Genomic DNA, 13688 nt, shown 5'->3' on the forward strand with positions numbered 1-13688 from the left:
TGCGGGCGGGACGATCCCCATCATCCGTTCGTTTCACCCGCGCTGGGCTATTTCCTATGTAGGAGCTGCCGAAGGCTGCGATCTTTTGATCTTGTTTTCAAAGATCAAAAGATCGCAGCCTTCGGCAGCTCCTACAGGGGATTATCTTTTCGTCGTTGCTCGGCCAGACGCTCAGCCAGCGCATCCACCCCGTCCTCCGGTTTCTCCGGCATCGCCTTCAAGGTGGCTTGCATCAACCGCATCTGACGAATGAAACGCCGACAGTTCGGGCAAAACATCAGGTGATGACGCACCATCAGCTTTTCGCGAAAGCTCAATTGGCCATCGAGATAATCGCTGGAGCGCGCCACTTGTTCCTTGCAGGTCAGCATTCCCCGGTCTCCTCAAAATGCTCCACGGTCGCGAAGACCTTCAAACGTGCCCGATGCAGCAGCACGCGGACATTGGAGAGCGAGATCTCCAGAAGATTACAGATCTCCTCCAGCTCCAGCCCCTGCCGTTCACGCAACAGCAAAACGCTGCTTTGCAGTTCCGACAGATTCAACAGGGTGTGCTCCAGACATTCGCGCAATTCGCTCTCGGTCAGCAGCGCTTCCGGTGTGTCCTGGTGCCAGGCGAACGGGGCGACCAGCCAATGGCCGTCACCGGGAGAAAAGCGGTCGTCATCAATGGTGCCGTGGGGCGATGGCAAATCATCCATCAACACTTCGCGGCGATTGTGTTTATAACGGCTTTTCGCTGAGTTGGCGGTGATGGTCAGAAGCCAGGTCTTGAGACTGGAGCGACCTTCGAAGCTGCCGATGTGACGCACCACTGACAGCCAAGCGTCCTGCACCACTTCTTCGACATGGCGCTGCCCGACAATCGCATACGCCACAGCGCGCATGGCGCTCTGATACGTCGTCACCAGTTCCTTGAAAGCCTGTTGCTCACCGGCCAGCAGGCGCGCAAGCAGTTGGGTGTCGTCAGCCGCCATCCATCAATCTCCTGTTCCCGATTCCGAAAATGACAGCGGCAGGTCTTCACCTGCCGCCATTTCCGAAAATTACAGCGTTTGAGCCGATTCGGATGTAGGAAAGGTCGGCGCGATTAAGGGGAAATTAAACCCTTTTCAACGCTTGCGCAGAATCACGCTGCCGATCGAATAGCCAGCACCGAACGAACTCAACACCGCCAGCGAACCGGCAGCCAGATCGTCCTGATATTTGTGGAAAGCAATCACCGAACCTGCGGAGCTGGTGTTGGCGTAGGTGTCGAGAATCACCGGCGCTTCTTCTTCGGTAGCCTCGCGGCCGAGCAGTTTGCGCACTATCAGGTGGTTCATGCTCAGATTGGCCTGGTGCAACCAGAAGCGTTTCACGTCGCCGACGTTGAGCTGGTTCTCTTGCAGATGCTCGCCGATCAGCTCGGCAACCATCGGGCAGACATCCTTGAACACCTTGCGGCCTTCCTGCACGAACAGCTTGTCGCGGGTACCGATACCCTCTTCCGCTGCGCGGTTGAGGAAGCCGAAGTTATTGCGGATGTTGTTGGAGAACTTGGTCAGCAGTTTGGTGCTGACTACATCGAACTGGTGCTTGGACGTTGCGGTGTCAGCGCGCTCGATGATCACCGCAGTTGCGGCATCGCCGAAGATGAAGTGGCTGTCGCGGTCACGGAAGTTCAGGTGACCGGTGCAGACTTCCGGGTTGACCATCAGGATCGCCCGGGCCTGGCCCAGCTGCACGCTGTTGGCTGCGGCTTGAATACCGAAAGTCGCCGAGGAACAGGCCACGTTCATGTCGAAACCGAAACCCTGAATGCCCAGAGCTTCCTGGACTTCGATGGCGATGGCCGGGTAGGCACGCTGCAGGTTGGAGCAGGCGACGATCACGCCGTCGATGTCAGCGGCAGTTTTGCCAGCGCGTTGCAGGGCCTGTTCGGCGGCGCCGATGGCCATCTGGCAGAGCACCGACCATTCGTCGTTGGAACGCTCTGGCAGGCGCGGAGCCATGCGTTGTGGATCGAGGATGCCGTCCTTGTCCATGACAAAGCGGCTCTTGATGCCGGAAGCCTTTTCGATAAACGCGGCGCTGGATTCGGTCAGGGCCTGGACTTCGCCGCTGGCGATCGCGTCGGCGTTGTCGGCGTTGAACTGGGCGACGTAGGTATTGAAAGACTGCACCAGCTCTTCGTTGGAGATGCTGTTGGCCGGGGTGTACAGGCCGGTGCCGCTGATGACGACATTATGCATGGTCGTTTCTCTAATCTGTTCAGGCAGAAAGTGCTGGAACCGTCGTACCAACACACAAAGGGTCTATTCCCGTCCCGGGGACGCAAACCTGGCATCGCTTTATTCCGTCTCGCACCACGGCCGAAGGCTCTGGGTCGCGAAACCGGCGTTTATGGTCGCGAAGTTTGCCATAAACGTGGACTTTTGGCGCCTTTCTCAAGCACAACCCAAATCCCAATGTGGGAGCGAGCCTGCTCGCGATTGCGTCGTATCAGTCGCTATTGAGTTGACTGACACTCTGCTTTCGCGAGCAAGCTCGCTCCCACAGGGGATAGCGCATGGCTCAAGGTCAGGGTTCGACCTGGGTCCACTGTTTGTTCAGACGTTTATCGGAGATCGGGACCTTGGTGCCCAACTGCTGGGCGAACAGCGACACCCGATATTCCTCGAGCCACCAGCGGTACAACTCAAGCTGCGGATCGCGTTTGCCTTCCTGCGCATGTTTCGCTGCGCGCGTCTGGTATTGCGCCCAGAGACCGGCGAGTTCGCCGCTCCAGACGCGATCCTTCTGCACTTGCGCGCCGAGTTTCTCGAAACGCTGCTCGATGGCTTTCAGGTAACGCGGCAGTTCCTTGAGCCACTGCATCGGCGTCTCGCGGACAAAACCCGGGTAAACCAGATTGTTGATCTGCTGCTTGATGTCATTCAGCGCCACAGCCTGGGCCAGATCAATCTTGCCCTTGAAGCGCTTTTGCAGACCGTGCCAGACCTTGAGGATCTCCAGCGTCAGCCGCGCCACCCGTTCGGCATGCTCAGTCCAGCTGCCACGTTTGCGCTCGGCCAGTGCCGCCAACCCGGCGCCATCACGGGGCAACGGGTCTTCGCCCTCAAGAATGCAGCTGTCGAGGCTGGCCAGCAGAATGTCTTCAACCAGCGCATCAACGCGGCCCAACTCGCGATAGAGCAAACCCAGCTCAGTCTGCCCCGGCAACTTGCCACGCAGGAACTTGGCCGGCTCGGCCAGTTGCTGCATCAACAACCGCTGCAAGGCGCGACGATGCTGGAATTCAGCCTCGGCCGGGGTCGAGAAACGCCCTTCCTTGACCGTACCGCCTTCTTCGACCAACGCTGGATACACCGTCATCGACAGCCCGGCGATCTTCTGTTGAGTCTTTTCCGCCACCGGCGCAAAGACTTTCGCCTCCACCGGTTGCTGACTTTTCGCGCTCTGCGGCACCGCCAACGCGGCCTGGCTGGCTTCGGCAAACCGCGCGGTCAGCTCGGCCAGATCGCGCCCCTCACCGAGGAACTTGCCCTGGCCGTCGACGATTTCCAGGTTCATCCGCAGATGCCCTTCAACCCCTTGCTCAGCCTCCGCCCACGCCTCATCGCTAACCCGCGCGCCGGTCATGCGCAACAGCTCACGGCCCAGTGCTTGCGGCAATGATCCTTCAGCAAAGGTCATGCGTTGCAAGGCAGCCTTGATGAAGTCCGGCACCGGCACAAAATTCTTGCGCAGCGCTTTCGGCAGGTTGCGCACAAGGGCGATGCACTTGGCCTCGATCAGGCCCGGCACCAGCCATTCCAGACGCTCCGGCGGCAACATCGGCAGCAGCGGCGCCGGCACGCGCAGGGTCACGCCGTCGCGCGGGTGATTGGGCTCGAAGTGATAGGTCAGCGCCAGCTCCAGATCGCCGATGTGCAACGTGTCCGGATAATCGCGCGCAGTGACTTCACTGGCCTCGCGGGCCAACACGTCTTCCTCGCGCATGATCAACAGCTGCGGGTTCTTCTGGCTGTTGATGCGATACCAACTGTCGAAGGTTGCGGTCTGGTGAATCTCCGCCGGCAGCCGCGCATCGTAGAACGCGTACAAGGTTTCTTCGTCGGCGAGAATGTCGCGGCGACGAGCCTTGGCTTCCAGTTCGTCGAGCTGTTCCAGCAGTTGCTGGTTGGCCGTCAGGCACTTGGCTCTGGATTGAATCTCGCCACGCACCAGACCTTCGCGAATAAACAGCTCTCGGGAAACCACCGGATCCACCGGGCCGTAATGCACCGGGCGGCGGCCGACCACGATCAGCCCGAACAGGGTGATCTGTTCAAACGCCACGACTTGGCCGCGCTTCTTCTCCCAGTGCGGTTCGAAGTGATTTTTCTTGATCAGGTGCCCGGCCAGCGGCTCGATCCAGTCGGCGTCGATCTTGGCGACCATGCGCGCGTAGAGCTTGGTGGTTTCCACCAGTTCGGCGGTCATCAGCCATTGCGGACGCTTCTTGCCGATGCCCGACGACGGATGAATCCAGAAACGCCGCTGACGCGCGCCGAGGTAATCGCCGTCCTCGGTTTTCTGACCGATCTGGCTAAGCAAACCGACCAGCACCGCTTTGTGCAGTTTCGGATAATCCGCAGGCTCTTTATTCAGGCTCAACTGCATGTCGCGGCAGATCAGGCTCAACTGGCGATGGGAATCGCGCCACTCGCGCAGACGCAAATAGTTGAGGAAATTCTTCCGGCACCAGTTGCGCAACGGGCTGGCCGTCAATGCTTGGCGCTGCTCTTCAAAACCCCGCCACAGATTAACCAACCCGGCGAAGTCGGAATCAACGTCTTTCCATTGTGCATGCGCCTGATCGGCAGCTTGCTGACGCTCCGGCGGACGCTCGCGCGGGTCCTGAATCGACATTGCACTGGCGACGATCAGCACTTCCTGCAAACTGCCGAGCTTGGCTGCTTCAAGCAGCATACGGCCCATGCGCGGGTCGACCGGCAAGCGCGCCAATTGCCGACCGAGCGGGGTCAACTGACTGTTGCGATCCACCGCCGAGAGCTCTTGCAGCAGGTTGAAACCGTCGCTGATCGCCTTGCCATCCGGTGGCTCGATAAACGGGAACGCGGTGATCTCGCCGAGACGCAGATGCAGCATCTGCAAAATAACCGCGGCGAGGTTGGTGCGCAGAATCTCCGGATCGGTAAATTCCGGGCGACCGAGGAAATCTTCTTCGCTGTACAAGCGAATGCAGATGCCCGGCTCGACCCGGCCGCAGCGACCTTTACGCTGATTGGCGCTGGCCTGGGAAATCGCTTCGATCGGCAGGCGCTGCACCTTGGCGCGATAGCTGTAGCGGCTGATGCGCGCGGTGCCGCTATCAATCACATAACGGATGCCCGGCACGGTCAGCGAGGTCTCGGCGACGTTGGTCGCCAGCACCACGCGACGGCCCGGGTGCGACTGGAAAATCCGCTGCTGCTCGGCCGGCGACAGGCGCGCGTACAACGGCAGGATTTCAGTGTGTTTGATTTGCGCCTTGCGCAACATGTCGGCGGCGTCGCGAATCTCGCGCTCGCCGGGCAGAAACACCAGCACATCGCCAGGACTGCGGCGTTCGCTGCGTTCATAAGCAGCGATTTCGTCGAGGGTCGCGAGGATCGCCTGATCCACCGTCAGGTCGTCTTCAACGCGGTTGCCCTCTTCGTCCTGCTCCAGCGTCAGCGGGCGATACCAGGTGTCCACCGGGAAGGTACGACCGGAGACTTCAACAATCGGCGCGTCATCGAAGTGCTTGGAGAAACGCTCCAGATCGATGGTCGCCGAGGTGATGATGACTTTCAGATCCGGACGACGCGGCAGCAGGGTTTTCAGGTAACCGAGCAGGAAATCGATATTGAGACTGCGTTCGTGGGCTTCGTCGACGATGATCGTGTCGTAGCGTTCGAGGTAGCGATCGTTCTGGGTTTCCGCGAGCAGGATGCCGTCGGTCATCAGTTTGATCAGGGTGTTGGAATCGCTTTGATCCTCGAAACGCACCTGATAGCCGACCAGCGAACCGAGTGGCGTGCCGAGCTCTTCGGCGACCCGGCTGGCGACGCTGCGTGCAGCGATTCGACGCGGTTGGGTGTGGCCGATCAGACCATGCTGGCCGCGACCGATTTCCAGACAGATTTTCGGCAACTGGGTGGTTTTACCCGAGCCGGTTTCGCCGGCGATGATCAGCACCTGATGCTGCTCCAGCGCCTTCTTGATTTCGTCGCGCTTGGCGGCAATCGGCAAACTGTCGTCGTAACGAATCACCGGCAGGCTCGCCTTGCGCGCCAGCACCTGATCACAGGACGCCTGCATGCGCGTCACCCACTGGGCCAGCTTGGCCTCGTCGGGTTTCTTGCGCAGCTCAAGCAACTGCCGCCGCAGCCGGTGACGGTCGGCAAGCATGGCGTGATCGAGGTTTTTCAGCAGTTTGTCGATGGAGGGCGATTCGTCGGTCATCGGGTAGGCAATTCGGTCGTCTGTATGTGCAGGGGGCGGATTGTCGCAGATTTGGCGGATTTGTGGCGTGTCAGGGGGATTGCTGCCCTCACCCTAGCCCTCTCCCCGAGGGAGAGGGGACCGATTGGGGGATGCTTCAAAGGTACATCGACCTGAAAGAGCTTTGCCGAATCCATAATCGCCAAAATCTTTCAGGTCGGCGTTTGACCCAAGACACCTCGGTCGGCCCCCTCTCCCTCTGGGAGAGGGCTGGGGTGAGGGTTTCTGGCTTATTCGTTATCCAAGCCTTTGCGGCGGTACGGAAAGACATCAATGACTTTCCCCGCGCGAATCGCCTCCTGCAAGCCCTTCCAGTAATCGGCGTTATACAACTCGCCGTGCAACTGATCGAACAACTTGCGCTGCCCGGAATCGGCAAACAGAAACGGCGGAAACTCCTCGGGAAACACATCCAGCGGCCCGATCGAATACCACGGTTCAGAGGCCATTTCGTCCTCAGGCGTGCGCGGCGCGGGGATGTGGCGAAAGTTGGCTTCAGTCAGAAAACAAATTTCGTCATAGTCATAAAACACCACCCGCCCATGCCGGGTGACGCCAAAGTTCTTCAACAGCATGTCGCCGGGAAAGATGTTCGCCGCCGCCAGTTGCTTGATCGCCAGGCCGTAATCCTCCAGCGCCTCACGCACCTGCGCATCGTTGGCGTTTTCCAGATAGAGGTTGAGCGGGGTCATTCGCCGCTCGGTCCAGCAGTGGCGGATCAACACGGTGTCGCCGTCGACTGAAACCGTCGACGGCGCCACTTCCAACAATTCCTCCAGACACGCCGGATCAAACTTGCTCAGCGGAAAACGGAAGTCGGCGAACTCCTGGGTATCGGCCATGCGCCCTACCCGGTCGACACTTTTCACCAATCGGTACTTCTCGATCACTGTGGCGCGGTCGACGTTTTTCGACGGCGAAAAACGGTCCTTGATGATTTTGAACACGGTGTTGAAACCCGGCAGGGTAAACACGCTCATGACCATGCCGCGCACGCCCGGCGCCATGATGAACTGGTCATCGGTGTTGGCCAGATGATTGATCAGTGCGCGGTAGAACTCGGATTTTCCGTGTTTATAGAAGCCGATCGAGGTGTACAGCTCGGCGATGTGTTTGCCCGGCAGAATGCGCCGCAGAAAACCGATAAATTCCGCCGGCACCGGCACGTCGACCATGAAATACGAACGGGTGAAGGAGAAGATGATCGACACATCGGCTTCGTCGGTGATCAACGCATCGATCTGAATCCCGCGCCCTTCGCGGTGCAACAGCGGGATCACCAGCGGCCACTGCTCGTCGCGGGTGTAGATGCGTCCGACCAGATACGCACCCTTGTTGCGGTAGAGCACCGAGGAAAACAACTCGACGCTGAGCTCAGGATCCTTGCACACCCAGTCCGGCAGGTTCTCGCGCAGTTGCGCTTCGAGGCGAAGCAAATCGCCGGGCAGATCGGCGTAATCCTCGCTGAAACGATAGTCGGCAAAAATGCTCGCGAGCATCCCCGACAACTGCCCTTGCGGTTTGTAGGTACGGGTTTGCGCGGCGCGGGCACGGCGCAGGCTCGGGCGCGTGGTGTGAATGAACATGCAACCGTCGCTGATCAGGTCGTGGCTGAACAGCCCGCAGAAAATCGAGTTGTACCAGGTCTCGGACAACTCATCATCGAAGCGCAGGTCGATGACACTGATGTAGGCGCTTTTCACCAGCGGCCAGCAGCTGACATTCATCAGCGTGTCGTCGTCGAAATACTCGCGCAGACGGGCGATGGTTTCGCCGACCTTGTCTTCGTAGAGGTTGATCCGCGCTGCCGACGCCGTTTGCGTCTCCTGCCAGCGCGCCTGTTCGAAGCGTTCCCGGGCGCCGTCGGTGATCCGCCGGAAATGCTCGCGGTAATCGTCAAAGCCATCGAGGATCATCCGGGCGATGTCGGTGGCTGGCCATTGCTGCGGCATAGATAAGACCTCGGCGTGCGTGGGGAAATCTGTGCCTGAGCTTAGCTACGGAAGCGGCCGCAGGTGAAGTGCAATTTCTGCCAAATCTGCGCCGGGGTTGTACGCCAACCGCGTTTTTGCAAAGTTTTTTTAATCAACCGTTCGGTCAGTTAACGCCTGAGCGGTTCTTCTTGCCGCCCTGCGCCAGCCCGCGAATTCTCTGGGTTTCGGATCCAATAGCGAATACACGTGTCTAGCCCGTGGCTTTGCTGCAACTGCGCGGATCGTCAGCGACGACTCCAGATTGGTCTTACCAAAATAGTGGCACTTTGATATACAGCCCGCCAACACCCCCGCCTCATAACAAGATCCTCGCTGACGAGGACGACCTCCCCCTTAAAAGATCAAGGAGCACACTGATGTCTATCCGGAATCTGCGCATAGGTTTGCGCGCCAGTTTGAGCTTTGCCGTTTTAGCCAGTCTGCTGGTGGTGGTCGGCCTGTTTGGGCTGGGCCAGATGAAAACCCTGCGCGAAAGTGCCACGGTGATTGAAGAATCCTGGATGCCGAGCATCGAGAGCATCCATGACGCGGCGGCGAACATCGCCAGCATCCGTCTCGAGTCCTTGCGCTTGATCACCAGCACCCAGCCTGCCGTGCGCGACAGAAGCAAAGGCATCATCAAGGCGCAGCGCGAAGAATTGCTCAAGCGCCTTAACGATCACAAAACCCTGCTCACCAGCGAGGAAGAACGGGTGATGCTCGACGGTTTGAATGCCAACACCGCCAAGTACATGAGCATCCTCGAACAAATCATCGGCCAGATCGACGCCGGACAGAATGAACAGGCCTACACGCGTCTTAACAATGAATTGGCACCACAGGGAACGGTACTCGACAAGGCACTCGAGCAGATGATCTCGTTCAATCAGCAAGGCGCCGATGCCGCTGCTGATGCCGCCGCCGCGATGTACCAACGGGCACTGTGGATCGTCGCAATCATCATCGTGGTCGCCCTGATTGCCACGCTGCTGTTGGCCTGGCAACTGACACGCAGCATCACCACGCCGATCAATCAGGCACTGGATGTGGCGCGGCGCATTGCTGCCGGCAATCTCAGTGGCGAAATCATCAGTAGCGGCAAAGATGAGGCATCGCAGTTGCTCGACGCCTTGGCCGAGATGCAGGGCAATCTGCGCTCGACCATTCGCGGTATCAGCGAATCGGCGCAGCAATTGGCGTCCGCGGCCGAGGAAATGAGTTCGGTGATGGAGCAAAGCACCCGCGGCCTGCAACAGCAGAACGATCAGATCGAACAAGCCGCTACAGCAGTCACCCAGATGAGCACGGCGGTGGACGAAGTCGCCGCCAACGCTGTGTCCAGCGCCGAAGCGTCCGCAGCCTCCAACGAAGACAGCAAGCACGGCCATGTACAGGTCAGCGAAACCATCAGCTCGATTCAGCAACTGGTCGATGCGGTACTCGGCGCATCGGAGCAAGCTGAGGGCCTGGCCACTCAGGCGCAGGACATCAGCAAAGTGCTGGAAGTGATTCGCGGGATCGCCGGGCAGACCAATCTCCTGGCCCTCAATGCGGCGATCGAAGCGGCTCGGGCCGGTGAGGCCGGGCGCGGCTTTGCCGTGGTCGCCGATGAAGTGCGTTCGCTGGCCCAACGCACGCAAAATTCCACCGAAGAAATCGAGCTGATGATCAGCAGCATCCAGCAAGGCACCGGGGCAACAGTGGGTGCGTTGCAGAGCAGTGCCGAGCAGGCGGGTCAGACGTTGCGCCGCGCCAACAGTGCCGGTCAGGCGCTGGAGAAAATCACTGCGTCGATCTCGCAGATCAACCAACGCAACCTGGTGATCGCCAGTGCGGCCGAGCAGCAGGCATTGGTGGCGCGTGAGGTCGATCAGAATCTGGTGACCATCCGTGACCTCTCGACCCAGACCGCCGCTGGCGCCACTCAGACCTCGGCCGCGAGCCAGGAACTGTCGCGTCTGGCCGTCGATCTCAACGGCCTGGTGACACGCTTTGTGATCTGAGCAAAAAGTTGAATGCCCGAATAGCGGTTGCCTTCGTCAGGGCGCTCGGCAACACTCTCGTCCCGATCAAGGAAGGAGACCCGCCGTGAGCCCTGTCGATATTTTCCGTATGTTGTCGCTGGCGGCCATCTGGGGCGCGAGTTTTCTGTTCATGCGCATTATTGCGCCGGTGATTGGCACGATCCCGACCGGGTTCTTTCGCGTGTCGATTGCAGCCGTTGGCCTGTTGGTAATCCTCGGGCTGATGCGCGTGCGCTGGGATTTCAAAGGCAAACTGAAAACCGTGATGCTGCTGGGCGTGATCAACTCGGGAATTCCGGCGACGCTGTATTCGGTCGCAGCCCAGGTGTTGCCGGCCGGCTATTCGGCGATTTTCAATGCCACTACGCCGCTGATGGGCGTGCTGATTGGCGGGTTGTTTTTCAGTGAAAAACTCACCGCAGCCAAGTTGGGTGGGGTGTTTCTCGGGCTATTCGGTGTTGGCGTGCTGACCCGTGCCGGCCCCGTGGCGTTCGACTTGCAGCTGTTGATGGGCGCCGTCGCCTGTCTGCTCGCAACCACTTGTTATGGTTTTGCCGGATTCCTCGCGCGGCGCTGGCTGGATCAGGCCGGCGGACTGGACAGCCGTTTGTCGGCGCTGGGCAGCATGCTCGGTGCGACGTTGTTCCTGTTGCCGTTGTTCGGGTACAGCGTAATCACTTCACCGCCTGTCAGTTGGGGCGGCTGGAATGTCTGGCTGTCGCTGCTGGGCCTGGGTCTGGGCTGCACAGCGTTCGCCTACATCATTTACTTCCGCCTGCTCAGTTCGATCGGTCCGGTGAAATCGATGACCGTGACCTTCATGATTCCGCCGTTCGGCGTGTTGTGGGGGGCGTTGTTGCTGGATGAGCCGCTGTCGATGGCGCATGTCTACGGCGGGGTGTTGATTGCGGCGGCGTTGTGGCTGGTGTTGAAGCCTGCTGTGGTGAAACCTTCGCAGGTGACAGCCCGCTAGACTTCTGGCGCTGCTGAAATGGCTATCGCGAGCAGGCTCACTCCTACAATTGGAATGCGTTCCCCTGTAGGAGTGAGCCAGCTTGCGATCGGCGGCCTAAAAGCCGCCACCTGACGATCTGTTAGCTGGTTTTACGGAATACAAACGCCAGACCGACAATGATCAACAGCATCCCCAGCACACTCAACGCTGCCAGGCGATTGCCGAAAATCAGATAGTCCATCACCACCGTCACCGCCGGCACCAGATAGAACAAACTGGTGACATTCACCAGATTGCCCCGCGCGATCAGCCGATACAGCAACAGCGTCGCCAGCACCGAGACCACCAGCCCCATCCACAACACTGGCACGATGAAACCTGTGCTGTGTTCAAAATGAAATGGCTGGAACGGCACGAAAATCCCGCACAACAACAGCCCGGCCAGATACTGCACCGGCAGCGTACCGAGGGGATTGTCGGTGATGCGCTTCTGCATGATCGAACCCAGCGTCATGCTCGCGAGCGCCAGCAGACCAAACAGCATTCCCGCCCAGGACATCCCGGCCAGACCGATGCCCTGGTACACCACCATGATCAGCCCCACCAGGCCCAGCGCCAGACCGAACAAGCGGCTGGCCGAGCGCTGCCGCTCCATCAAGACCACGGTGAGAATCGGCTGCACGCCCATGATGGTCGCCATCACCCCCGGGGTGACTTTAGTGTTGAGCGCCAGCAGATAGAAAATCTGATAAGCCCCCAACAACACCACGCCGGTGGCGATCGCATAAAGCATTGGTTTGCCGCCCTTGGGCAACTTCAGTTTTAGCAGCGGCGCCAACAGCAGAAGCCCACACAGGGCGATCACAAAGCGAATCAACAGAAAGGCAAACGGCGAAGCGTGGGCCAGGCCCCATTTGGAGAAGATCGCCCCGCTGCTCCACAGCAGAACGAACAGGCTCGTGGACGCAGCCGCGAGCGCAGATTTTTTCGAAAGGACAAACATGAATACCACCTGTAGTCAGGCAAGAAGCCAACTCAGCCGAAGCTGAAATTCAGTAGGTTTTTCTGGCGGGCGCAGGGGTCAGCAAAAACTGCCGATCAGCCCGAAACGCCAACGCCCGGCGGCGATACGACTGCGCACACCGGCGTGCTACTGACAGGTGGTGGGTAATGACTGATCTGCTTGGGCTGCTGATCCGCGCACGGCACGACGCCAGCGTTGACCGCTGAATCGACTACCGCGTTGATGAGGGATGCAGGCATTTGGGCAGATCTTTTTTGAAGGGTTGGAGGGTGAGGCATACGACTCACGTGCGCCGACTATAACCAGCGTGGGACATGGATTGCAATGATTTGGGCAAAGGGCCGGCAGGGACAGTTGGGCGCGAGGTGAATAGGCTGGATTGCAATTGCGACACCCAACCATCGAGGACAAGGAATGCACGGGATCACATGCCAAGGGAACGGACGTATTTGCGCTACCAGGTTTACAAATCACAGGCCAGGAAACAGGCTGGGGTTACTTTCGCAAAACTGCACAGAGACTTGTTGCTGCAAGGGATAGTGGATGTTGATCACTCCAGAGTTCGTTTCGAAGCAATCGATGCTCAAGCGCTGAGTGCCTATGAAGAATGGTTTGATCCTCATTTCTCTTGGCAAGATGTTGTCAGGTGGAAGGCCAAAGAACCACTTAGCTTCGATTTAGCAATCTGGTTTGATCTGGAGTTATGCGGACTTTGCTTTGCAAACCCTAATCAGAGCCGGTTGCGAGTGAAAATTGTGCGCCTGGAAGGAAAGCCCGATGACGATCACCCTCTCAAAAGCCGAGTAGCGACATTTGCTTTGACCGCCGTGACTCACTTCGCGCGAATCATCGGCAGTACACAAATTGAAATTCAGGAGCCTCTCCCAGGGGTGATTTCTCTTTACCGGCAGCTGGGTTTTGAATTCGATTCGGAGGGTAGGCTTGTGAAGCTAATTTGGTAAGACTAGTATCGGACAACTGCTCATTTAATGATCAACGCCGGAGGCATCATGAAGGCTGCCGTTGAAAAAAAAGCGCCAGGCGCCAGATCGATAAAAGCTGATAGAAAACGCTCTTCCGGAAAGTTGTCTGAACGGGAGTTGCACCGAATCAGAGAAGCATTGGTGAACCCAGCCGCGGAAGAGCCAGGAGGCGTCCTCGCTGGCGCCTCATTCACCTTCTCTTCATAAAAAAAACCGC

10 protein-coding genes are annotated in these 13688 nt (G+C 58.9%); 3 read left to right on the top strand and 7 right to left on the bottom strand.

Features of this window, described 5'->3' with window-relative positions:
- Positions 1-131 precede the first annotated feature (131 nt).
- From HUW52_RS23920 to aceK, 5 genes are all read right to left on the bottom strand, one after another.
- The gene (locus HUW52_RS23920; RefSeq protein ID WP_175555068.1) at positions 132-371 is read right to left on the bottom strand and encodes an anti-sigma factor; all 240 of its coding nucleotides are present in this window, start codon (positions 369-371) and stop codon (positions 132-134) included.
- A complete protein-coding gene (locus tag HUW52_RS23925) occupies positions 365-976 on the bottom strand; it encodes an RNA polymerase sigma factor (protein WP_016986789.1) in 612 nt (203 codons plus the stop codon). Before HUW52_RS23925 ends, HUW52_RS23920 begins: the two co-directional genes overlap by 7 nt.
- 135 nt (positions 977-1111) lie before the next feature.
- Entirely contained in the window at positions 1112-2233 is a 1122-nt protein-coding gene (locus HUW52_RS23930; RefSeq protein WP_016986790.1) for a beta-ketoacyl-ACP synthase III, read from the bottom strand.
- A gap of 328 nt (positions 2234-2561) precedes the next feature.
- On the bottom strand, positions 2562-6473 hold the full coding sequence (hrpA, locus tag HUW52_RS23935; RefSeq protein WP_175555069.1) for an ATP-dependent RNA helicase HrpA: 3912 nt from the start codon (positions 6471-6473) through the stop codon (positions 2562-2564).
- A gap of 269 nt (positions 6474-6742) precedes the next feature.
- Entirely contained in the window at positions 6743-8464 is a 1722-nt protein-coding gene (gene aceK, locus HUW52_RS23940) for a bifunctional isocitrate dehydrogenase kinase/phosphatase (RefSeq protein WP_016986792.1), read from the bottom strand.
- 398 nt (positions 8465-8862) lie between these two features.
- Between aceK and HUW52_RS23945 the strand changes: the two genes are divergently transcribed.
- Together HUW52_RS23945 and HUW52_RS23950 are read left to right on the top strand one after the other, a co-directional pair.
- On the top strand, positions 8863-10488 hold the full coding sequence (locus HUW52_RS23945; protein WP_175555070.1) for a methyl-accepting chemotaxis protein: 1626 nt from the start codon (positions 8863-8865) through the stop codon (positions 10486-10488).
- Positions 10489-10573: 85 nt separating this feature from the next.
- On the top strand, positions 10574-11482 hold the full coding sequence (locus HUW52_RS23950; protein ID WP_175555071.1) for a DMT family transporter: 909 nt from the start codon (positions 10574-10576) through the stop codon (positions 11480-11482).
- 121 nt (positions 11483-11603) lie between these two features.
- On the opposite strand, the gene HUW52_RS23955 is transcribed toward HUW52_RS23950, so the two are convergent.
- Both HUW52_RS23955 and HUW52_RS23960 read right to left on the bottom strand, forming a co-directional pair.
- Entirely contained in the window at positions 11604-12467 is an 864-nt protein-coding gene (locus tag HUW52_RS23955) for a DMT family transporter (protein ID WP_175555072.1), read from the bottom strand.
- Positions 12468-12562: 95 nt separating this feature from the next.
- Positions 12563-12727 (bottom strand): hypothetical protein, encoded by a 165-nt coding sequence (locus tag HUW52_RS23960; RefSeq protein WP_171057299.1) that lies wholly within the window; start codon positions 12725-12727, stop codon positions 12563-12565.
- 189 nt (positions 12728-12916) lie between these two features.
- Between HUW52_RS23960 and HUW52_RS23965 the strand changes: the two genes are divergently transcribed.
- Positions 12917-13450, top strand: a complete 534-nt coding sequence (locus tag HUW52_RS23965) for a hypothetical protein (protein WP_016986796.1) — start codon at positions 12917-12919, stop codon at positions 13448-13450.
- Positions 13451-13688: the final 238 nt, after the last annotated feature.

It is taken from the genome of Pseudomonas sp. 43A, assembly GCF_013363935.1.
GTDB lineage: Bacteria > Pseudomonadota > Gammaproteobacteria > Pseudomonadales > Pseudomonadaceae > Aquipseudomonas > Aquipseudomonas crudilactis.